Origin of the sequence: Aphanizomenon sp. UHCC 0183, assembly GCF_009712065.1 — a bacterium.
Taxonomy (GTDB): Bacteria; Cyanobacteriota; Cyanobacteriia; order Cyanobacteriales; family Nostocaceae; genus Dolichospermum; species Dolichospermum heterosporum.
Window position 1 is genome coordinate 1 of the sequence record NZ_VILC01000060.1, and the last position, 23,315, is coordinate 23,315.

General features: G+C 39.5%; 20 protein-coding genes and 1 tRNA gene. 11 read left to right on the forward strand and 10 right to left on the reverse strand.

Annotated elements, in window-relative coordinates:
* Positions 1 to 22: 22 nt before the first annotated feature.
* Positions 23 to 469 carry an SRPBCC family protein gene (locus FJR37_RS17895; protein ID WP_053539960.1) on the reverse strand — a complete coding sequence of 149 codons (447 nt, stop codon included), beginning with the start codon at positions 467 to 469 and terminating at the stop codon, positions 23 to 25.
* Between the two features lie 369 nt (positions 470 to 838).
* On the opposite strand from FJR37_RS17895, the gene FJR37_RS17900 reads away from it, so the two are divergent.
* From FJR37_RS17900 to FJR37_RS17910, 3 genes are all read left to right on the forward strand, one after another.
* Complete coding sequence (locus FJR37_RS17900; RefSeq protein ID WP_168466704.1) at positions 839 to 1,153, forward strand: RNA-binding protein; 315 nt, start codon at positions 839 to 841, stop codon at positions 1,151 to 1,153.
* A gap of 427 nt (positions 1,154 to 1,580) precedes the next feature.
* Positions 1,581 to 2,495, forward strand: a complete 915-nt coding sequence (locus tag FJR37_RS17905; protein WP_168466705.1) for a ribonuclease D — start codon at positions 1,581 to 1,583, stop codon at positions 2,493 to 2,495.
* A gap of 393 nt (positions 2,496 to 2,888) precedes the next feature.
* Positions 2,889 to 3,731 (forward strand): tetratricopeptide repeat protein, encoded by an 843-nt coding sequence (locus tag FJR37_RS17910; protein ID WP_039200631.1) that lies wholly within the window; start codon positions 2,889 to 2,891, stop codon positions 3,729 to 3,731.
* A gap of 155 nt (positions 3,732 to 3,886) precedes the next feature.
* Here FJR37_RS17910 and FJR37_RS17915 read toward each other — a convergent pair whose 3' ends face one another.
* The 3 genes from FJR37_RS17915 to glpX form a co-directional block, all read right to left on the reverse strand.
* Positions 3,887 to 4,495, reverse strand: coding sequence for an IS607 family transposase (locus FJR37_RS17915; RefSeq protein ID WP_168466706.1), 609 nt, complete (start codon positions 4,493 to 4,495; stop codon positions 3,887 to 3,889).
* A gap of 384 nt (positions 4,496 to 4,879) precedes the next feature.
* On the reverse strand, positions 4,880 to 6,166 hold the full coding sequence (locus FJR37_RS17920) for a glutamyl-tRNA reductase (protein WP_039200633.1): 1,287 nt from the start codon (positions 6,164 to 6,166) through the stop codon (positions 4,880 to 4,882).
* Positions 6,167 to 6,264: 98 nt separating this feature from the next.
* Positions 6,265 to 7,302 carry a class II fructose-bisphosphatase gene (gene glpX / locus FJR37_RS17925; RefSeq protein ID WP_039200634.1) on the reverse strand — a complete coding sequence of 346 codons (1,038 nt, stop codon included), beginning with the start codon at positions 7,300 to 7,302 and terminating at the stop codon, positions 6,265 to 6,267.
* A 263-nt stretch (positions 7,303 to 7,565) separates the two neighbouring features.
* On the opposite strand from glpX, the gene FJR37_RS17930 reads away from it, so the two are divergent.
* From FJR37_RS17930 to FJR37_RS17960, 7 genes are all read left to right on the forward strand, one after another.
* Positions 7,566 to 8,123, forward strand: coding sequence for a hypothetical protein (locus FJR37_RS17930; protein ID WP_027404079.1), 558 nt, complete (start codon positions 7,566 to 7,568; stop codon positions 8,121 to 8,123).
* Between the two features lie 78 nt (positions 8,124 to 8,201).
* Positions 8,202 to 8,843, forward strand: a complete 642-nt coding sequence (locus FJR37_RS17935) for a DUF3318 domain-containing protein (RefSeq protein ID WP_039200635.1) — start codon at positions 8,202 to 8,204, stop codon at positions 8,841 to 8,843.
* An 826-nt stretch (positions 8,844 to 9,669) separates the two neighbouring features.
* Complete coding sequence (locus tag FJR37_RS17940) at positions 9,670 to 10,719, forward strand: sugar transferase (RefSeq protein ID WP_168466707.1); 1,050 nt, start codon at positions 9,670 to 9,672, stop codon at positions 10,717 to 10,719.
* A gap of 337 nt (positions 10,720 to 11,056) precedes the next feature.
* A complete protein-coding gene (gene rsfS / locus FJR37_RS17945) occupies positions 11,057 to 11,494 on the forward strand; it encodes a ribosome silencing factor (protein ID WP_039200636.1) in 438 nt (145 codons plus the stop codon).
* A 5-nt stretch (positions 11,495 to 11,499) separates the two neighbouring features.
* Complete coding sequence (locus FJR37_RS17950) at positions 11,500 to 12,000, forward strand: CGLD27 family protein (protein WP_039200637.1); 501 nt, start codon at positions 11,500 to 11,502, stop codon at positions 11,998 to 12,000.
* 268 nt (positions 12,001 to 12,268) lie between these two features.
* Positions 12,269 to 13,222 (forward strand): asparaginase, encoded by a 954-nt coding sequence (locus FJR37_RS17955; RefSeq protein ID WP_168466708.1) that lies wholly within the window; start codon positions 12,269 to 12,271, stop codon positions 13,220 to 13,222.
* Between the two features lie 60 nt (positions 13,223 to 13,282).
* A tRNA-Met gene (locus FJR37_RS17960) sits at positions 13,283 to 13,359 on the forward strand.
* Positions 13,360 to 13,771: 412 nt separating this feature from the next.
* On the opposite strand, the gene FJR37_RS17965 is transcribed toward FJR37_RS17960, so the two are convergent.
* The 6 genes from FJR37_RS17965 to FJR37_RS17990 all read right to left on the reverse strand — a co-directional run bounded on the left by FJR37_RS17965 (position 13,772) and on the right by FJR37_RS17990 (position 21,920).
* Positions 13,772 to 14,110 carry a metalloregulator ArsR/SmtB family transcription factor gene (locus FJR37_RS17965; RefSeq protein WP_052149807.1) on the reverse strand — a complete coding sequence of 113 codons (339 nt, stop codon included), beginning with the start codon at positions 14,108 to 14,110 and terminating at the stop codon, positions 13,772 to 13,774.
* Between the two features lie 994 nt (positions 14,111 to 15,104).
* Positions 15,105 to 16,631, reverse strand: a complete 1,527-nt coding sequence (locus tag FJR37_RS17970) for a thymidylate synthase (RefSeq protein ID WP_168466709.1) — start codon at positions 16,629 to 16,631, stop codon at positions 15,105 to 15,107.
* Positions 16,632 to 16,756: 125 nt separating this feature from the next.
* A complete protein-coding gene (locus tag FJR37_RS17975; RefSeq protein WP_039203040.1) occupies positions 16,757 to 17,317 on the reverse strand; it encodes a hypothetical protein in 561 nt (186 codons plus the stop codon).
* Between the two features lie 89 nt (positions 17,318 to 17,406).
* Complete coding sequence (locus FJR37_RS17980) at positions 17,407 to 18,630, reverse strand: type II secretion system F family protein (protein ID WP_039203041.1); 1,224 nt, start codon at positions 18,628 to 18,630, stop codon at positions 17,407 to 17,409.
* 124 nt (positions 18,631 to 18,754) lie between these two features.
* Entirely contained in the window at positions 18,755 to 19,855 is a 1,101-nt protein-coding gene (locus FJR37_RS17985) for a type IV pilus twitching motility protein PilT (RefSeq protein ID WP_027401136.1), read from the reverse strand.
* 64 nt (positions 19,856 to 19,919) lie between these two features.
* Positions 19,920 to 21,920 (reverse strand): GspE/PulE family protein, encoded by a 2,001-nt coding sequence (locus tag FJR37_RS17990; protein ID WP_168466710.1) that lies wholly within the window; start codon positions 21,918 to 21,920, stop codon positions 19,920 to 19,922.
* Between the two features lie 656 nt (positions 21,921 to 22,576).
* Here FJR37_RS17990 and grpE point away from each other — a divergent pair.
* Complete coding sequence (grpE, locus tag FJR37_RS17995; protein WP_168466711.1) at positions 22,577 to 23,251, forward strand: nucleotide exchange factor GrpE; 675 nt, start codon at positions 22,577 to 22,579, stop codon at positions 23,249 to 23,251.
* Positions 23,252 to 23,315 lie beyond the last annotated feature (64 nt).

The following is a 23,315-nucleotide window of genomic DNA, read 5'->3' on the forward strand; positions in this document are numbered from 1 at the left end:
TTATGGGGAGCGTTTTTTTTGTTCATTTTTCACATTCGCGTTTAGTCACATAATGCCGATAGCGAAACATGGCTTCTAGCTGTGCTTGCACTAACCAACCACTCATAAATTCTATGCCATCACCACCGGGCATAGCATAAGTAATATTATCGGTTAATTTAGTTTTGCCGTTTTCTTCTGTAAATTCATGACGATGTACCCAGGACTCAAAAGGTCCAGATATCTGTTCATCGGTAAATAGGCGATATTTTTCATAGTCTGTGTGCCGTGCTAACCAAGTTAAAGGTAAAATACCCAGAAAAAGCCGAAATTCTGTAATTGCCCCGGCTTCTAGCCCACCTTCACGTCTAACGATTTGTACAGGTTGCCAAGGTGGAGTGAGTATTTGGACTATATCTGGTCTTTCGTGGAATTTCCAAACTACTTCAACTGGTGCGTTAATGATTGAGGAATGTTTAAAGTGCAACATGAACAAAAAACCTAAAATTGAGCCTTTAGATTCATTATTGACAATTTTATGAGGAAATAGGCTGAAAACCTCGGAATTGTCATCTAAAAATAGTTAAATTTAGTATAACGAGAGAATGCACTAAAAAGCTGATGCGGCGATAGGGAAGTGCTGCTGCAAGCAGTTCGCTAATTGAGGTATAAAAAAATATTTTATCAAGTTTTTGGAATTTACCCGTTGATATATCATTTATTATGCAATAATGGGAGTCGAGAAGTAATTCGGTGGACCTCGTTTGTTTTTAGTATTGATAGGCTTTTTCCCTTTGGTATTTACAGACTTTTCTCCGAAATCTAAATCTCTACACTCTTATGATTTTGGAGAAAATCTATGTCAATTTATGTAGGCAACCTCTCTTATGACGTTACCCAAGACGGCTTGAGCGAAATTTTTAAGGAGTATGGCACTGTAAAGCGTGTTCAGCTACCTACCGACCGAGAAACTGGTAAAGTTCGCGGTTTCGGTTTCGTAGAAATGGAATCAGAAGCAGAAGAAGCAAAAGCCATTGAAGCCCTTGATGGTGCTGAATGGATGGGACGTGATTTAAAAGTGAACAAAGCTAAACCAAGAGAAGAACGTACTCCTTTTGGTGGTGGAAACCGGGGTGGTGGGAACTTCGGCGGTGGAAGCCGTAACCGTTACTAATATCCATAGATTTAAGGCCGATAAATATCCGCCTTGAGGATAATTAGGTTTAACAAAAGCTCAGGAATGAATTCCTGGGCTTTTTCATGGCAAATTTTCTGCACAGGATCAATATTGACTTAACCCGTATTTCTCACGAACAATGTAATCGCAATTTCTATAACCCGTATAGAGAATCGGTTTCCGGCATTTTTTACTGGGTTGATTTTTGATGCAGTGTGAAACTCCAGAATCCAGATTCTACGAGGGTTTGAGAATTTTGGTGATAAATCCAGGGTAAAATGGCATCAAAAGAGATATTTTGGCAAATTGGCACAAGTTATGGAGAAATATTATCATAATTAGGGGTCAGCACTTGTCAGCATGATTAGTCATAAAATGTTACTTTAGAAAACTATAACTAAGTCATATTTTCCGACATCTACCCATGCCTTATCTTATCACTGCTGGGGAAATTCGTTCCCTAATTACTGAACATAGCAAAGCTAAAACTCTGTGGATAGATACAGAAGTTGCTGATTATAAAACTCGTAATCCTAGATTATCACTAATTCAGGTGTTGGATAATCCTGAGGATATGACTGGTAATAGTGTTTATTTGTTAGACGTTCTCGATAAATCAGATATAATTGCTGATTTTGTGGAAAGGATTATGACTAATGATGCTATTGAAAAAGTTTTTCATAATGCTGGTTATGATGTGCAATATTTGGGAGGTAAAAGAGCTAAAAATATTACCTGTACTTTGGCAATGGCTAAGAAAATTCCTATTTATTTACTACCGTTACCTAATTATCAACTGAAAACTCTAGCAACTGAACTTTGTAATTTTCATGATATTGATAAACAAGAACAAAGGAGTGATTGGGGAAAAAGACCATTAACTGAAGCACAACTAGAATATGCTTATCTTGATTGTATTTATTTGGCTCAAGTATATTTACGATTATTAGAATTAGAGGCTAATTTTCAGGTAGATCCAATTAAGGAAGATTTAAACTTATTGACTGCTAGATATAGAGAAATTGAACAGCAACAAAAAATACTTAAGTCAGAATTTGAGCATTTACAAGAACGGGTAAAAAAAGCGATGTTAGTCCAAAATATTGCCGAAACATCGCATTGTAAACTAACAAGTTATGAGCGAAAAACTTTTAAAACTCAGTTTCAGGAATTGGTAAATTTAGTAGAAAATCAAGGTGTTGATTTAGATTTTACTATTACTTTAACTGAAGATATTCGCAAAAATTTGGGGGTAAATCTGGAAAAGTTAACTGTAAATGTTGATACAAATACTTATTGGAAAGTCACTCCTAAAAATCAGGAATATCAGGAAGATTAAGAGCAAATATTGAAAAACTCTGTGAACTAATTTTAATCATACTTCCGAATACTGGTATGAAAATTTTCATGAAAGTGCTAACAAAATTAACAGAATTATCAGCGGGAACCTAGTAATAATATAAATCTAGATAGTAAGGATTTTAGGCTCTTCGGTACTTGTTATGCTAAACCGAGAAATTGAGAGAAGGGAACAGGGAACTCTTAACTGGGAACTATTTTTAATATTTACTAATATGCGGTGATTGGCTGGATAAATTTATTCATTAATTCTCAATAACTTCAGGGAATTTTATAATTTGACTTGAATATTAATCAAAAAGCAAACATATTGCAGAAGTAAGTAATTTAGTGAATGATTTACTCCCAGTAAGATGGCAATTTTTGGTAAATTATGAAATGGCAGTTATTGACACAAAAACAGCGAGGAGTAAACAGGGCATTCACTATAGCAATGTTTACAATTTTCAGTGGTATTATTTGCGTTTCTTGCAGTAATAATCAAGATGTTTTAGTAACGGAAAGGGGAGCAAGTACCCCCAATCCACAGATAGGGAGAGCATCTAAAGCTGGGGAATTTTATGTTCAGGGACAAACTCAACATCTTAAAGGTAATTCCCAAGCGGCTATTGCTGCCTATAGTAAATCTATTAGTCTTAATCCTGAGTATGCACCAGCATTTAAGGGGCGGGGATTAGTTTATTTTGATACTGGTAATAAAGAGGGAGCGATCGCGGATTATAATCAGGCATTGCGTCTCAATCCCAAGGATGCGGAAGCATACAATAATCGTGCTAATGCTTTTGCTTCTATCGGAGATTATAGAAGAGCGCTTGCGGATTATAATCAAGCAATTAGCATTGCACCAAAATCTGCCGAGGTTTACAATAATCGAGGTAATGCCCGTGCTAACCAAGGTGATAAGAATGGGGCGTTAGAGGACTATACTCAAGCGATTCGGATTGATCAGGAATATGCTGTAGCCTATAATAATCGGGGTAATGCTTATGCTGCAAGAGGAGAACAGCAAAAAGCAATCTCCGATTATAATGAAGCTGTTCGCATTAATCCTAATTTTGGTGCTGTTTTTAATAATCGCGGTAACGCCTATGCCGCAATTGGCGATAAACGGGGTGCATTAAAAGATTTACAGCGGGCAGCAGCTATTTTTGACAAACAAGGAAATAAGGACTTATATCAACAAGCAATGAAGAATATTGAGGAATTGGGTAAGTAATTTATACATTACCGATATGAATCCAATCTTCAACTTCCGCAAATTTTTCCTGTGCCTGTCTTTAGTTTTTCAGTCCGTAAAATAGCGATTCTCGTAACGGTTAACTGATTTTTTACTTTGAGTTTCATGGACTTGGTTTGCTACGTCTTTTACTATTATACCCCCATTGACTCACATTGACTACTATTTGTTTCATGAATATTTTGCTCTTCGGCTATTTTTTTCTTGTAAGCCCGAAGAAAGTAAAGTTTGGAGGAAAAGCAGTGCATGATAGCCATAAAATCCTGCATCAACTCTTCGTGCGACGATAGCTTGGCATTGTTCACCACAACAATTTTGCAGCCGTGAAGGTTGCAAAACCACTCAACGAACTCAAAACCAAATCTGCATAACCTGTCCTTATGTCCCACGACAATTTCAGAGATTTGATTCTGGGCAACTTGAGTCATTAATTTAAGAAAGTTTTTCCGCTTCCAGTTCATGCCACTAGCAACATCCTTGACGACTCGACATCCTGGGTAAGTTTTGCCTAAAAATTCTATTTGTGTGTCAAGGTCTAACAACTGGGTTTTTGTGCTGACACGGGCGTAAAGAACCCGCTCTTTATCCGTTGGAACTGTTTTGATAAAGGCTGACTCTGGATATCTCCGGTGTCCCCCAGGGGAACGGATACATTCTATTTTCCCTAAGTCAGCCCATTCTGCCGTCGTCTTAGGGTGATAGCCAAATTGTTTGTAAACTTGTTCTGGGGTTAGGTATTTCATCTTTCGGTTAAATACGATTAACCCCAGTATACTACGTTATTTTGAGATTAGAGAGTATGGCTGGGAAAAATAGGTCAGATTCTCTCATTGTTGTTTGAGCAATTTTATTAATAGGCGTTGCTGAATCGAGGTATGAAATTCCCAAATTGAATCTTTAAAACTCTTACCTCAGTGCGTCTTTGCGCCTTTGCGTGAGACTAAAATTCATACCCTTAATCAGCAACGCCTATTAATAAATATTAAGTAGATCAGTAAGAGGGTTAAAAGAATTAAAATAAAAAGAGAAAAAAAGCACAACAGCGACCCAAAAAGCTAACGCAAAACCCCAGTAAAACAGGGAACAATCCCAGGAATGGCATAACATTTCCCTGTTTCTTGATAATTTCAGCTAAACTGTTCCTCAGCGTCCAAATTAAATAACATTTGCAGAGTTTGCATACATCGTCTTCTAGCTTCCACATCTTGCTGGGCGCGTAATTGCACCATCGGATCATGCAAAATCTTATTGACTATTCCTCTTGTCAAAGCCTCAATTACCTCTTGATGCTTTTCGCCAAATTCTGAACCCAAGCGAGATAAAGCCTTTTCTAACTCTTGTTCGCGGATAGTTTCTATTTTATTTCGTAGAGAACTAATTGTGGAAACAGTTTCCAAACTCCGCCACCAAATATCAAAAGCTTCTACTTCCTCATCCAGAATTTTCTCAGCTTCTTGCGCCATTTGCCTACGGCTTTCATAATTTTGGGCGACAACTGCTTTCAAATCATCCACGTTAAAAGCTTTGACATTCGCCAACTCATTGACATCTGCATCCACGTTGCGGGGGACAGAAATATCAAATAACATCAATTGTTGATTTGGTTCTAACACCGTTTCCAACTTAGCACGATCTAGAATGGGTTCAGTCGAAGAAGTGCTAGTAAATACAATATCACTAGCGGCAACCACTGACATCATTTCTGGCAAGAGATGGATTTGTATAGGTTGTTCTGAAAACTGTTTAGCTAATTCCTCAGCCCGGCCACGAGAACGATTAACAATACTAATTTGAGTTGCACCTTTAGAAATTAGGTGTTGTACCAATAACCGGGACATTTTCCCAGCCCCGAGAATAGATACCCGATAAGTAGATAAATTTCCTACTTTCATCTGTGCCAATTCTACAGCCGCAGAACTGATGGAAACTGCACCAGTCCCAATACTAGTTTCTGTACGAACTCGTTTACCTGCTGTTAAAGCTTGTTTAAATAGCCGATTTAAAATGGTTTTAATCCCATTAAATTGCTGTCCCAGTTTATGGGTATTTTTAACTTGGGCGAGAATTTGACCTTCACCCAAAACCAGACTATCCAAACCAGCCGCAACCCGTAAAATATGGGTAACTGCATCACCATGCAGCAACATAAACAAATGATGTCGTAGAGACATAATCGGCAGTTTGCTATATTCAGAAAGAAACTGAGTAACTTCGTGAATACCTTGAGTGGTTTCGTTGCTGACGATGTAAATTTCTAACCGGTTACAAGTGCTGAGAATAGCGACTTCATCAATATGAGGATAACCCAGAAGATGAGCAATTACCCCTTCAATTTGTGGTTCAGGAATACTTAATTTTTCTCTAACTTCTACAGGGGCTGTTTTATGGCTTAACCCCACCACTGCAATATTCATTTCTTAAATAGGTAATAGGTAATGGTAGTGGGTAATTGGTAACTGGTAATTGGTAATCGTCTTTTCGTTCCCAATCACCAATCACCAGTACCTAGTCTTTAGTGCAATTGCACAACCTTGGGTGCGTCATTCATGTGAATGGTATCCACAAACCGAGCAGTTTTAGACTGGCTAGAAATAACTAAACTTTGAGTTCTCGCACCGCCCTTGAAGAAGCGGACACCTTCCATTAGATTACCACTGGTAATACCACAACCTGCAAACAGAACGTTTTGACCCGATGCGAGTTCATGAGCATCATAGACTTTATCATGGTCAGTGATATTCATAGAGTTGAGACGCTCAATATTGGCTTCTTTGCTTTCACCAATCAATCCAGTTTTCACTACTGCTGGATCGTAGATAAGTTGTCCTTGGAAGTGTCCACCTAAAGCCCGCATTGCAGCAGCAGAAATTACACCTTCGGGTGCAGCACCGATACCCATGAGAGCATGAATATTAGTACCAGAAAAACCGCAGGATATAGCAGCACCTACGTCACCATCAGAAATTAGTGATACTCTAGCCCCAGCTTCACGGATTTCCTTGATTAAATCGTTGTGGCGCTCGCGCTTCATCACTACTATCACAAGTTCATCAATGGCACGATCTAGACACTCAGAAAGGATTTTCAGGTTTTCTGTAGCTGATTTATTGATATCAACCAAACCTTTAGCTGCTGGGGGTGCTGCGAGTTTCTTCATGTAGAAATCAGGAGCAGCAAATAGACCACCTTTTTCGGAAATTGCCAAAACAGCCATTGAACCGGGTTGTCCGTAAGCTACTAAATTTGTCCCTTCGCAAGGGTCAACAGCAATGTCAATTTCTACAAGTTCATTAACATTACAGACACTTGCAGCATTTGGCTGAGTACAGATACCAACTTCTTCGCCAATGTAAAGCATGGGAGCTTCGTCCCGTTCGCCTTCACCGATAACGATGCGACCACGCATATGGATTTTGTTCATCCGTTCGCGCATCGCTTCCACTGCTACTTGGTCAGCAATGTTCTTTTCGCCCTTGCCCATCCACTTAGAAGAAGCGATCGCCGCTTGCTCAACTACTTCTATAATCTCTAACCCAAGTGTATTTTCCACGAGTATCCCCTTTAAATTACTTTTCTTAGCGTCGTTTTCTTAGCTATTTCAGTTTTTAAGTTTACCAAAGTGCGGATACATATTAGAAAAAAGTCTGGAATAGCAACTATGTTAAGTTTTGCAACTAAGGCAACTCCGACTGTATCAATACAAATGTATTAATGCAGTTGAGGCAGAAATTACAGCAATAATTGAGTAAATGCGCCTAGCGGGTTAAAATAGATTTGGTGACAGCCTCTTGTACTGTTCCTTACGAGGCTTTTATGGCAGCAAATCTCAAACAAATAGCCAAGTATCTAGATAATCTTGGTTGGGACTACCGTATTGATGAAAAAGAAGACCGGATTATTACAGGTGTTGAAGCGGAAAATATCGAAGATTTTCTGATAGTTGTCCAACTGGACGAGGAAGGAAAATTTTTTCGGCTGTTTGCACCCCAAGTTTTAGCGGAAGTAAAAGACCATCCCCATAAAGATGCTATCCTCCAGACGATGCTGGCTATTTCCTGGGAAACCAAAATGCTGCAATGGGAATATGATCCATCCGATGGTGAAATCCGCGCTATCATCGAATTTCCCCTGGAAGACTCCATGCTCACCGAGAGACAATTTAACCGTTGTCTGAGCGGATTAATCCAAATTGTGGATACCATTGCCCTACCGCGTTTGCAAGAGGTAATGGAAACAGGAGAAGATCCGGGCAATCTAGACTTAGGAGAAAGATTATTGTTGAGTATTCAAGAACAAGCTCCTGGATTATTAGAACTCCTAGAAAAAGCTATGGAAGCGCGGAAAAAACGCGGTAGTTTTGCCGATGATTAAGGCGAATAACTACTGAAATCGCTAGACTGCAAAGTGATAACCTGATCATATACTGAAATTTTGTAAGGCGGGATTTTTATGACATCCTATGCAACCTCCTCTGCTAAAGCAGAAATGAGTGAACTCCGGCGGTTAAAAAGCTTGTTACCCCCAGAATTGCAAAGTTGGGTAACAGTTGAAGGCACAATAGAGGTTAATCCATCCCTGATTCGTTGTGAAGAAATTGGCAAAGACCAAGTAGAAATTCAAATTGACTTGGTAAAGTGGGATGCTCTCGCAATGGATCAGCGCAATTTGCTGTTTTGGCACGAAGTTGCTCGCATTCAAAATGACACAATTCCCAAAGATGGTTGGGAAATGGCAGCACTAGCTATTGGTTTGGGTGGTGCTGTAGGTGAGTTGTGGGTACAAGATGGATTATTGCTAGTATTAGCTATGGCGCTCTGTGGCGTGTCCGGTTGGCGATTATATCAAAAAAATAATGGTGGTAAACAAGTTAAAGAATTGCTGGATGCGGACGAAAAAGCGATCGCTCTAGCAACCCGCTTTGGCTATAGTTTACCTAACGCCTATAAAAGTCTTGGTAGTGCCTTAAAAACTTTGGTGGAAAACACTCCTAGCAAACGTCAGCGTTCTCGGTATGAAGCCAGACTTTCTGCTCTCAAACGGAGCGCCAACAAAGCTAAAACTAAATCGAGGAATGAGGATTCTGGTCTGTAAAATCTTCATAGCTAGTAGACAACGGCGTAAATAAACCAACCATTCTCAATCACCCAAAAGCCTATCTCGTACTCGTTTTGACTTTTGACTTTTGACTTTTGACTTCCGCTCTGCGGTACCAGTGGGTTGGGTGTTGCCCACCCCACAAGGATATAGATTTATGTTCCTGACTTCTTCACGCCATATTAAAACTTTATCAAACTTTCTTATTTCGCTCATCAAAAATTTTTAAATAATCTAATCGCTGCAATATTTTATAATTTAGAAAGTCACAGATTACAAAAATACCGGAATCCCATCATTCACCTTCGCAACTAATAAAACTGCCCATTCTAACTTTTTAACAACTGTACTTTGGAAGACAATTATTTTTACAAATACCTCTAATTTAGTGTTAGAGACATTTGTAAAATACATTGAGGAAATCAAAAATCTCTAGGGGTTTTTATGCTCTTGATTGTATCACAGCCGATTTCTTTTCTTTTTGGATAAATTCTAAATACCTAAGTAGGTTGGCGTTAAAAATTGTCGTTGGGGCAAGGGAACAGGGAACTCTTAACTGGGAACAGGGAGAGAGTTTTGGGCGATTTTACTTTTCTTCACATACCTTTAAATTTTTCGGTTCACCTACTTACCTACGGAGTTTAAATAAATCCGACATATTCACAACAGCCAAAACTTTATAAATCGCTGTTATTGTGAAGCTTGATTGGTGATATTTTCTCTAATCGTTAAAAATCTATCAACTTGTGATTCATCAGACAGATTAAAGGTAAGGTTAATTGTTTTTCTAAAGCAAAATAACGTTGAGAAAATTAGATTATATATGGCAACTAAAGTCCAGAGTTTTATGAGTAGCCAACCCATATCAGTAGATTTTTTAGTGACTTATTTAGAAGACGCAGCAATCTTGGAAGTTCCAGTGAGGTTAACTGTGCTGGAAGCTGTCAATTTTAAACAAACTTGCCAAAATTTAATTCAAGCGGATGTCCCACCTAGGCAAATTTTCATTGATTTTCAAAATACTACTTTTATGGACAGTAGTGGTTTAGGTTCTTTAGTCAGTAACTTTAAAAATTCTCAAGAAAAGGGAATTAAAGTAACATTGCGTCATGTGACACCCCAAGTCATGGCAGTTTTAAATCTGACGGGACTAGATCAGGTATTTCCCATTGAGTCTCTTCATGACCTCACATTAATAGCAACAGGTGATTTAACAGATACCAGAAAAAATAATTCTCGCAAAGTAGATCCACTTCCCCAAACTCATAACTCCGTAGCATCTTGGATGAAACGGGCTATTGATATTGTGGGATCATTGGTGGGATTAATAATTACATCTGTTTTATTTATTCCCATAGCGATCGCCATTCAAATTGATGATCCCGGTCCGATTTTATTTCAGCAAACCCGTTGTGGCTGGATGGGTAAGCGGTTTGCAATTTGGAAATTTCGCTCTATGTGTGTAGATGCCGAAGCCAGAAAATCCCAAATCAAAAACCAAGCCGAAGGTGCTTTCTTTAAAAACGACAATGATCCCCGAATTACTAAAGTAGGTAAATTTTTACGCCGTACCAGTCTCGATGAACTACCTCAATTTTGGAATGTTCTCAAAGGGGAAATGAGTTTAGTCGGGACTCGACCACCTACACCTGATGAAGTAGAACGCTACGAAGTCCCAGAATGGCAACGTTTGGACGTTAAACCGGGCATGACTGGTGAATGGCAAGTTAACGGTCGCTCTAAAGTGCGGAGTTTTGAAGATGTGATTCGGTTAGATTTACAGTATCAGCAAAATTGGACTTTAGTTTACGATTTAAAGTTAATTTTCAAAACCATTGCCATTTTGTTTAATAAAAACAGTGGGGCTGTTTAGATTATCTACTCCTAAACTAAATTTACAAATTTATCTATGTAATTTACCCAAGTCATCAATCGGCTTGGGCTTATTTTTATGAAAGGGAACAGGAAGCAACAGAGAACAGGAAAACTCAGCCGCTTCCAAGGGGCAGTGTTGCCACCAATCCAGAAAAATATGGCTTTGCAGCTAATTTGTCTCTTTTTTTCCGCCTTCCCCGTTCCCCTTGTTCAGGAAGTAATCAACTGTAGAATATGTTACTATTTAGAGAAAACCTATTCATACAATTGCAGTTCAGATATTTGTAAGCAAGTTGAATAAGTATTTGCTTCCATGAAAACATACATGAGGTTTAATGACTGAATCTTTAAGAGGGAATTTCCCATTGACAAAAAACGCTGTGAGCAAACCTAAAACTGACACAGAAGCTACAAGCAAAAATTTAGCTTTAACCATTGCTGAGGCGGCTTTAGACCGCAAGGCTGTAGAAATCGTCCTGCTTGATGTGGCAGAAATTTCTTACCTGTCCGATTACTTTGTGATGATGACTGGTTACTCTAAAGTACAAGTAAGAGCGATCGCTGACGCAATTGCCGGACAAGTGGAAATTGACTGGCAACGACGACCCCTCAGAACCGAAGGAAAAGCCGAGGGAACTTGGGTACTCCAAGATTATGGTGATGTTATCGTCCATATCATGATGCCAAGGGAACGGGAGTTTTATAATTTAGAAGCGTTCTGGGGACACGCGGAACGTATTCCCATACCAAACTCCGATAATGTTGGGGGTTAACCAATATGATGCGATCCTCTCTAGCGAATTGCCCAGTTCCTACGGAACAACAACCGCTGAATGAGTACGAAGAGCTAAAAAATGCTTGGCTATTTCGAGATAGTACCCTAAGTTGGGGTAACTACACCAAAAAAATGTTTTGGATTTGGGCTTGGTCTTGGTTAATAGCCGGACCTGTGGCAGCAGCCAGCTTTCCTCCCCAAAAGCAGATTTTTAATTTTCTTCTTTGTGGATCTGGTGCTGCTAGTGTAACTGTAGTGCTAGTATTGGTACGGTTATATTTAGGTTGGTTCTATGTGCGCGATCGCCTTTACAGTCCCACCGTATTTTATGAAGAATCTGGTTGGTACGACGGACAAACCTGGACAAAACCCCAAGAAGTCATGAGCCGCGATCGCCTAATTGTTACCTACGAAATCAAACCCATTTTCCAACGCTTGCAAATTACCCTTGCCGCCTTGGCTCTAATGTATCTTATTGGTACTGTAGTTTGGCATTTCTTGTAAATACTTATTAGTCATTGGTCATTAGTCATTAAGTAATTGGACAAAAATATTTACAGTCATTGCGAGCGAAGGGAAGCAATCACAACCCTTGGAATTGCTTCATTTCACTTCGTTCCATATGGCTAACGCCACGCAACGCTTACGCAATGACATTGTGTAATTAATTCTGTCTCACTACTTAGTCATTGGTAAAACAACTGACAACCGACAACTGACAACCGACAACCGACAACCGACAACTGACAATTCACAAAATAGATATAAACCCATGACAATGGGAAAACGAACTCAAGCCGCAGCACTGGAAGTCCGGTTGCTGCGTGAAGGTATTATCGAATCTCGGCATATAGTCCAGGCTGTAGTTAGTGATGACCGGGGACGGGTACTTTCCGTTGCTGGTAACGCTGAAACCGCCGCATTTGTCCGTTCTGCCCTCAAACCATTTCAAGCCCTGGCTGTCACCAGCACAGGCACAATGGAACGCTATGGTTTGAGCGATCGAGACTTAGCAATCATCACCAGTTCCCACAAAGGCAGCATGGAACAGGTGAGACAGGTATTTAACATTCTGTGGCGGGCAGATATTGACATCAATTCCCTGCATTGCCCAATCCCTAAAGATAAACGTAGTTCTCTAGAATATAACTGCTCTGGTAAACACGCGGGAATGTTAGCTGTTTGTCAGCAACGCCATTGGCCATTAACTAACTACTTGGATCGTAAACACCCAGTCCAACAGTTAATTATTACTAAAATAGCCGAATTGTTGCGAATGCCAGCGGAAGAATTTCTCACCGCCCATGATGACTGCGGCGCACCTACCTATCTCATGCAACTCAGTCAAATGGCATCACTATATGCTGTTTTATCTTCCAGCAATAGCATAGATATGGAACGCATTGTCCGCGCCATGAATCATCACCCCACAATGGTAGCAGGTGAAGGGGAATTTGATACAGAATTGATGCGTCTAACTCCTGGTGAACTGGTTAGTAAATCTGGGGCAGAAGGAGTACAGTGTATAGGCAGACTTGGTGAAGGCATGGGATTAGCTATTAAAGTTATGGATGGCTCAAAACGCGCCAAATATGCCGTAGCTATTCACATCCTCCAACAAATGGGTTGGATTACTCCCAACGTTGCCCAAAGTCTGTCTGAGAAATTTATGAACCTGGGGAAATACAAGCGTTTGGAAGTAATTGGAGAATTATCGCTTTTGTAGTTGACAAACTTTTGACTTCGCGCTATATTAAAGGAGTCGAGAGAAACGCGACGAAAGCGACGCGGGATAGAGCAGCCTGGTAGCTCGTCGGGCTCATAACCCGAAGGTCAGTGGTTCAAATCCACTTCCCGCCACCAAATTTAAAAATAAATCCCTGTAATCTTCCAAGGTTGCAGGGATTTGTTTTATAAGGGAAATGCCGAAAACCCTTGAAGATGTAGCTGACTTAGGAATGTGAATTAAATAAGGTGCAAAAGTAGGGTGTGTTAGCGACAGCGTAACGCACCATTCCAGGTTACATCAGAATTGCAGGTTATTAAATTTGCGTTCATTAGGAAGCTACATCTGTGCTTTAGACAAGGGATGAAGGCTAGAGGCAGGATAAATCCTGCATTGACATTAATTTAAAAATTTGGCGTTGCTGATTAAGGGTATGAATTTTAGTCTCACGCAAAGGCGCAAAGACGCACTGAGGTTTGAGTTTTAAAGATTCAATTTGGGAATTTCATACCTCGATTCAGCAACGCCGGAACGAGAAATAAAAATCAACTATTCACCACAGGAACGAGGGGATAAAAGTCCAGAATTGAGGCGAAATTCCCCCAGATATGCTTCTAAAATCTGAAATTGGGAAATATTCAAGCTGTAATAAATCCAGCGTCCCTCTTGACGGGAATTTACTAGACTTGCTTCTTTGAGGGTTTTGAGATGAAAAGAAAGTTTTGATTGATTTATTTCTAAAGCATCACATAAATCACATACACATAGTTCACGCTGACGCAGAAGTTCTATAACACTGATTCTAATGGGATCTGATAGGGCATGAAAACCCGATACTATTAAATTGTGAGTGGCAATAGGAAAAGTTAGTGGTTTATTTAAGAGCATTAGGTATCCGTCCTGATGATATTTGATTTTCTAGATAGGGTTTGCTGATAGCGTGGCGTGGCGTTAGCCATACTTCTAGCCCTCACAGACAACTTATTCAGCAAACCCTAGTAGTCTGTCAAATAAATTTTGACGGATAAAGAAGAAATGAACCACGAAGGACGCAAAGAGCGCGAAAGAAGAAGGAAGAGGAAAAATTTATTTACCCGTCAATTATACTCAACACGGCTTAATTATTTGATTTAAGCGGGTAGGGGTAAAGCAAAAGCTCATTGGTGTCAACTTAAGCTCAAATCCCTACCACATCTCGTTCCTAGTCTCTGACTAGGAATGCAGTTGATGAGGCTCTGCCTCTGATATCATTGAAGGCAGAGCCTTCTAGAATTCATTCCCAGTCAGAGACTGGGAACGAGACGAATCCCTACCACACCTCGTTCCTAGTCTCTGACTAGGAATGCAGTTGATGAGGCTCTGCCTCTAATATCATTGAAGGTAGAGCCTTCTAGAATTCATTCCCAGTCAGAGACTGGGAACAAGACGACTTGAGTTGTTTGCGGGATAGATGTTTTACGTTAAGTTGACACCAATAAGCTTTTGCTTTACCCCTACAAATCTAGGTTTTTCGTGATTTTCTAAAAGTCCAGGTTCCAACCGTTTTGAGTATAGCTCTTGACAGACTACTAGTAGTTCGTCAAATTTATTTTGACGGGTAATGATCGGGAAAAACTTCTGTTCTTCCCTCCCCTGCTTGCCTTCACCCGTCATTTTCTGGTTGACAGACTACTAGATAGGCGATCGCCTAATAATATTAAGTTTAGTTAAGCCGATGATAAATCCCTGGGTTACTTATCAAAATTAACACACTAGTACCGCAAGGCGGAAGTCAAAAGTCAAAAGTCAAAAGTCAAAATGAAGACAGTATAGGCCTTTGGAGGATTTAGAATGGTTGGTTTATTTACGCCGTTTTGTACTAGCGTCAACCCAACTTTGTATCTTAGGGGTGACTGTATTGATGTAGCTGCAATTTTACTGGTTTATCCTGTTCATAAATAAACTGTTCTTTCATTAACAAAGCCATTTCCGCTTTTTGCAATTCCACTCCTAAATACATGGCATGGGAAACTTGTAAACCCGGACAATCTGTGAATATTTGCTGGGAAAGTTTATGTGCAGATTTACCAGAATAACAATTAACTACTTCTCCAGAACCAGGGGTTGTATGTTCAACAATAATTTGATGATTCTGAATAGTAATAATAAAACTACCAGCAGGATCAAAATAGTCTTTTTGTTGAGATATTTTAAGATATTGAGATGAAATGACATTGGCGACATTTTCAAAGCAGTCATCATAAATATGGGCGCTTTGACTAACAGTAATTAATGTCCCCATTTTCAAAACATGATCAGTTTTTTTAATTAAAGAATTATAAATATACTTTTGTAAAGCCCTTAATCCCATCGCATTTGCTGGCCAAGCTGAAAACATATCATTACTGCGAAAAGTTGCAGTTAAAGATAGTTCATTATCAACTATTCTCACCCAAATATGATTTAGACAAGGGGGATTGTCATTATCATCTTGACTAGCATCCCATAAGGACATTACAGCCCTCGCAGAATCAATATCATTGGCTAATTTTTCAATGACTTGTTCAATTTGATCACGTCCAAACCAAGAACGTAAACGTTGCCCATAAGTATATTTTACTCCTTCTCGATTGGGTGCATCATCTAAAATTTGCGAAATATATTCTTCTAGAAAACTTCTATCTATGGGTAAATAATTGGGTTCGGGAAAATAGAAATCTTCCGGTTCTTCGGTGACAACTGCCATTAAATCTATCAATTCTTGCCATTTACCATCATAACCAGTGGGTCTAATTGTACCAGTGGTTTTAATTCTATGAATGATTTTCACCCAAGTTTCAGCAATTGTTTTACCTTCAATCCTGTGTCCATAGCGTGTTCCTGGTAAAACAGTTGGTTCAACTGTAGTCATAGGAAATTCTATAGGTATTCCCCAAGGTGCAACGGTTTCTTTTTGGGCGTAATATTGAATTTTTTCGACAGCATCAGCAATTGATGTAGCGTCTTGAATTTCTACGGAATGGCGTAATTTTTCCAAGGCATTGATATCAATATCAATATCAATGTAACCAGGAATAGAAGAACAAATTACCCAAGATTTTCGCCCAGCGTCGCTAATACTTTCTGCCACACCATGACGGAAGAAATCACTTAAACATTGACAACCACCGGCATTTTTATCTTCTTTGGTAGCGTTGAGAATAACTAAATACCGCACATGAGGATTTAGCAATAAGTTGCGAATTAGTAAGTTGATACCTCTAGTAGGTGAGTATAACTGTCCGATTACAGCATATTCATTTGATTGTAGATGTTTAGCGAGAGCTTGTTTCACCATCCATCCTGTAATCACTGCGGTTTGACCGCTACCATAAATCAATTGGTTTGGTTTGTGTTGTGCTGTATAATAAAACTGGGTGATTTGACCCATATTGAGATAACTGCTCACTGAATTTACTAAGTTTTTCTATAGTAATGCCCGATTATTCAGGATACAATAATTAGTCCAGATTAATCACACATTGTCAAAAAAGGTAGCTAAAATCGGACACATCTTCACGGGTTTTCGGCATTTTCTTGATAAGATACTTGATATTCTTGCTCTTCCAAGGTTATCGGTATTTGCTTCACAAAAGGTAAATCTGCACCTACCAAACCTCTTTGAATCCGTTCTGATGTTTGATTAAAAACTACAAACAGAGGATAAATGGTATTAGTACCTTCACTCAAAATATGACTGTGACGAGGGTGCATAATCCATTCATATTCTTTATCTAAGTAAACTTGGCTTTGTCTCCATCTTCCCAATAAATCAGAAAAGTCCTCATGGGGACGATGAATAAAAACCAAAATCTCTACACTGGTTTTAATTTTCCATTCCGGGTCACACATGATTATAGCGATATCACAGGGTAAACTGGTGGTTTGTGAGGTTTTAGTTTCTAGATCACGGATACGGATAATGGGTAAAGTGATAGTAATAACACTTTCCCCAGGACGACGGAGACTAGGAATCATCTCCAAATAGGGACGATGTTGTTTAAGGAGAGCGATCGCTGATAAATGATTGCTATACTCAGCTAAACTGGTTTCATAAACAGATTTTTGTAAAGTCATATCTTCCTAAAATATAAAAATATAAAGTATGAAGAATAAAAGATTAAACTTGTTTATTTACTCTTCATTCTTCATCTTTCAATCCTTCCTTAACCCATCTTTTCAAATACTTTGAACATCGGCAGGTACATAGCCAACAAAATTGTCCCTACCATTCCCCCCAATACCACAATCATCACGGGTTCTAAAACGCTGGTAAGTGATTTAACTGCCTGTTCTACTTCGTCTTCATAGAAATCAGCAACTTTCATCAACATTCCATCTAATTGACCGGTTTCTTCACCGATACTCATCATCTGAATTGCCATACCAGGAAAAACCGATTCTTTGAGCAAAGCCACACTAATCATCCCCCCCTGTTGAACTTCTTCACGAGCAGCATCAATAGCGTTAGCAATAACTTGGTTTCCAGATGTATCTCGCACAATTTCTAAACAGGTTAAAATTGGTACTCCAGAACGAGTTAATGAACCAAAAGTCCGACTAAAACGGGCAATGGAAGATTTTTGAATTAAATCACCAAACAAAGGTAATTTCAGAGCAATACCATCAATATTTAACCTACCAAGAGGGGTTTTGTAATACTGCTTATAGGCAAACGATAATGCAAACAAAATCCCAATAATCACTAAAGACCAGTAACTTCGCAATATTGAACTACAGTCCATCAAAAATTGCGTAAGTGGTGGTAATTCTATACCTATATCTTTGAAAATGGCGGCAAAAATGGGAATTAGAAAGACTGTCATCCCTACAAAAATAGCAGTTGCCAAAAACCCTACTACCACTGGATAAGACATAGCCGATTTAATTTGGTTCTGCAACCGCGCCATATCTTCTAATAGTTTAGCTAAACGATTTAAAACCTCATCTAGCACACCCCCAATTTCTCCAGCTTGTACCATACTCACATACAAACCATCAAAACAATCAGGATGTTTACGCATGGAATCTGAGAGGTTAACTCCAGTTTGAACATCAGCACTAATTTCAATTAAAGCCGCTTTAAGTTTAGGGTTACCACACTGTTCAGAGAGTACACCCAAGCCTCTAACTATGGCTACACCTGCATTTACCAAAGCAGCAAATTGACGAGAAAAAACCGCTTTATCTTTTACAGAAACCTTAACAAAGGAATTCTGAATTTTCTGGATATCAAACCGAGAAGCCAAGCTTTGAGATTCTTTTAACTCTTGAACAACAAAACCTTGATTTCTAAGATTAGTCCGAGCATCAGTCAAGGAATCAGCGGTAAATTTTTCAGTTCTGGATTTTCCTTGAGAATCACGAATACGAGCAACGTAGGTAGGCATAATATTAATTTAAAATTTTAGAATTGGTAATCGGTAATCGGTAATCGGTAATTGGTAATCGGTAATTGGTAATTGGTAAACATTTCCCCCTGCTCCCTGCTCCCTGCTCCCTGCCGATTACCTGTTAACGCAATTTAGCTCCTGCTGGGGCTGTTGCACCAATTAGACGCTGTACTTCATCTGGTTTAGAGGTTTTAGAGATTGCCGCTTCAAAAGAAATAGTTCCAGCTTTGTATAAATCAGCCAAAACCTTTTCTAGAGTTTGCATTCCCAATTTACCACCAGTCTGAATAGCTGAATAAATCTGTGCTGTTTTTCCTTCCCGAATCAAGTTAGAAATAGCGGGAGTAATCACCATGATTTCTTGAGCCATAACTCGACCATATTCATTAGCTTTGGGATTTTTCTTAGGTACTAAAGTTTGACTAAAAACTGCAACTAAGGAGTTAGATAACTGCACCCGCACCTGAGTTTGTCTTTCTGAGGGGAAAACGTCAATAATCCGGTCAACGGTTTGTGCAGCAGAGCTTGTATGTAATGTACCAAATACCAAGTGACCTGTTTCTGCGGCGGAAATTGCCAAAGCAATTGTTTCTAAATCCCGCATTTCTCCTACGAGAATAATATCTGGATCTTCCCGTAAAGCTGCTTTCAAAGCATTAGCAAAACTCTTCGTATCTTCCCCTAATTGGCGTTGGTGAACTAGACTTTTGATAGGTTCATAAACAAATTCTACAGGATCTTCAACCGTTAAAATGTGTTCTGCCCTAGTCCGATTAATTAGGTCAATCATTGCCGCTAAGGTAGTAGTTTTACCAGAACCAGTTGGACCTGTAACGAGAATTAATCCTCTAGGTTTTTCCGTCATTTCCCGAACTATATCGGGCAAACCTAATTTTTCAAAGTTAGGAATTTTAGAACTTAATGCTCGTAAACAAGCAGCAAAAGCACCCCGCTCTTTGTAGACATTCACCCGAAACCGAGCTAATCCTTTTACACCATAAGAACAATCTAATTCCCAGGTTTGCTCTAAGGTTTTGCGCTGAGTGTTATTGAGCATACTAAAAATTAACCTTTGACACTCATCAGCAGTTAAGATATGTTCACCAATAGGTGTTAGATGTCCACTAATCCGAAAATAGGGAGGCAAACCAGCAGATAGGTGTAAGTCTGAGCCACCCATATTAATTAGTTGCTCCATCAAGTCTTCAATCATCATTTCCATAGTCTTGTTCCACTCCCATTAATTAACAATAAAAAACTGCAAACTCTCGATTCAAAATGTGTGGTTAATCTGTAAATCGAGGTGTCATACAGTAAGGACAATCTAACCATTCTGGTTGTAATTCCCCTGTACAAGTCCGACAAGTCAGACCACTTTTGCGTTTAGCCTTTAATTCAGCTTCTAAACCTGTGTCTGTAAATGTTACCCGTTCTACCTCTTCTAGGGTAGTTGCACCTTGGCGAACTAGGTCTAAACTGTATGCCAGTAAGGTTTTCATACCCTCTTCAACAGCCACTTCTTTGATCCTTTCTGTAGGTGCTTCCTTGTTAATAAGGGTTTGTAATTCTTCAGTAATCCGCATCACTTCATAAACACCACAACGCCCCTTGTAGCCAATGCCATTACATTTTGGACAAAGATTTTTACGGCTGACTATTTCTTCTGGTGGGATAATATTGGCTTTATAGAAAGTCACCTGAGCCTCTTGGGAAGCTGATAAACCATAGCGAGCGAGTTCTTCAATGGTGGGACTATAGGCAATCCGACATTCAGAACAGACACGACGAACTAGACGTTGTGCTAAAACACCAATGAGAGAACTGGAAACCATGAACGGTTCAATACCCATTTCTCCTAAGCGAGCGATCGCTCCCGGCGCATCATTAGTGTGTAAAGTAGTTAATACCAAGTGACCGGTTAATGCCGCCTCAATCGCCGTTTTTGCAGTTTCCTTATCTCGTGTTTCCCCCACCAGTAACACATCTGGATCTTGACGCAAGAAAGCCCGCAAAGCCGTCGAGAAATCCAACCCCTTTTCCCGAATTACCTGTACTTGAGTAATCCCCGGTAAACTGTACTCAATCGGATCTTCTACCGTACTAATATTAATCCCCGGATCATTCTTTTCTGACAGTGCCGAATACAACGAAGTCGTTTTACCCGAACCAGTTGGTCCTGTCACCAAAATCAACCCAAAGGGCTTACTAACCATATCCTGAACAATTTTTAAGGTTTCTGGGTCAGTAATTAACTTATCTAAACCCAATTGAGTAGAGGAGTTATCTAAAATCCGGAGAACAACCTTTTCTCCATAACGACTAGGTAGAGTATTTACCCGAAAATCCACCTTTCTCCCCGCAAATATCCGGCGGATACGTCCATCTTGAGGTAAACGTCTCTCCGCAATGTCCAAGTTAGAAATAATTTTAAATCTGGCTGTTACTGCCGGGATAATTTTTTTCGGCATATTTTCAAATGCCTCACGTAATACCCCATCCTTACGGAAACGAATCCGTAAATATTCTTCCTGGGGTTCAATGTGAATATCCGAAACACCCTCACTTAAAGCCTTCAACAAAATCCGATTCACAAGTTTAATAATAGGTGCATCATCAGCACCCTTCATCGCCTTATCTAAATCAACATCATCATCACTACTTTCCTCTATTTCCAGATTTTCTAAATTGTCTAAATCCCCCTTAACATCATAATTTTTTTGTTGATCTAAGGTCTTTTGGCGGGCAGCTTGCTCATTTAAGTATTGATTAATAATGCCCAAGTAATCTTCCTGCGTAATTACCCGCCGCTGAAAAGACAAACCTTTAGGACGCAAAATTCGGTTAAGATCATCAGAAGCCTCTAAATTATCTGGGTCAACCATCGCCATCAAAATATAAGGTGACGGTTGGTCATCATGTCTTGACAATGGCACTAGATAATGGCGACGACATAGCTCCACAGGAATGAGTTCTTGAATCAGCATCCCCACATTTGTTGTATCAATTTCGTTGATTTCAGTATCAAGCGACTCAATACCGTATAAAATTTTAAGTTCAAATAAATGTTGTTTTTTGTATGCTGTTACCTGTTCAGGAGCTAATTTTCGGTTAGTAACTGACTCTAATACTTCTGTCAGCAGCTTGCCAGACTTGCGGCTCATAGCTAAAGCCTGTCTCATTTGTTCATTATTGATATATCCAGATGCTACTAGTTTATTAGCAAAAGGCGAAAACTCAGTTCTGATCGTTATCGCCGTACTGCGCCCTTGTGGTGATGAGTAAGTCATAAGCAAATGGGTTAGGGTAGGGGAATCTCTTCTTTAAGTATTCCCTGACGGTGGTACATACTTCTCATTGATACTGTATTAAATTCTAGCCAACAACCTTTTGATGTAAAAATTTTTATATTGACAATTTATCACCATAAAATAACAGTAATATCACGTCCTACTGAAATATTAGTAACTAATATAACCTCTATTGTGTTACTAAACACGGGATTGAACCCATAATTATCTCACTCGCTGAATGCTGAAGGCCGAATGCTGATAGCCTGTTAAATTTCTGCTGTTAAAAGCATCTAGGATGGGTAGATAATAGTAAACGAAAATAAACAGGTAAACTATTTAAAGAAGAATTCAGGAGTCAGAATTCAGGAGTCAGAATCAATCAGTCGGGGGTTCAGACCCACAAACGATTGAAGACCACCAAATCCTAGATGTGGTGGGGATCTTAAACCCGGTTATTCATCCGCCACTCGCACAGAATTCAGAATGGATTCTGACTCGGTGACTCCTGAATTCTGTTCGATAAACCAGGAATTGGGCAAATCAACTAAAGATATAGCAAGTAGTTGCTAAAGTTACCGAAAACGCCTAAGTCTACCGCAAACCATTCTTCTCAGCACTTCAGTGACTGAGTTTTCCACTTACCACATATTCTTATGAAAAGTGACTCCCCGTCCGAAATTAACCCCCAAGACTCTAGCAGCGAAGCTAATGAGCAAGTAGTAAACCAAATAAATGAACAGGGAGATAATATACTCACTGAAGAAAATGGTAGTGCTACAGCCAATCCCATTGAAGTAGATATCGCTGTCTTAGCAGATTTATCTCAGCAAATTGAAACTCTCAAAGCTCAATTAGAAGACCGTAGCACTCAATATATGCGAATTGCCGCAGATTTTGAGAATTACCGCAAACGAACTGCCAAAGAAAAAGAAGAAATTGACCTACAGGTAAAGCGCAACACAATTACGGAATTGCTACCTGTCGTTGATAATTTTGAACGAGCGCGAGCGCACCTCAAACCCCAAGGCGATGGTGAAATGACAATTCATAAGAGCTATCAAGGGGTTTATAAACAATTGGTGGATTGTCTCAAACGTTTAGGTGTAGCACCCATGCGCCCTGAAGGTCAAGAATTTGACCCGAATTTGCATGAAGCTGTGATGCGAGAACCAACCGACGAACATCCAGAAGGAACTATTTTAGAAGAGTTAGTTCGGGGCTATTATTTTGGCGATCGTGTACTCCGCCATGCGATGGTAAAAGTAGCTGCGCCCAGAGAAGATATATCTGTGGACTCAGAAGATTTGTCCAATCAAGATAACGGTTAGCTTAAACAGTATAAGGCTGTGAATACTTACTTAAAGTTTTACAGCCTTACGCCCATAGCATCCA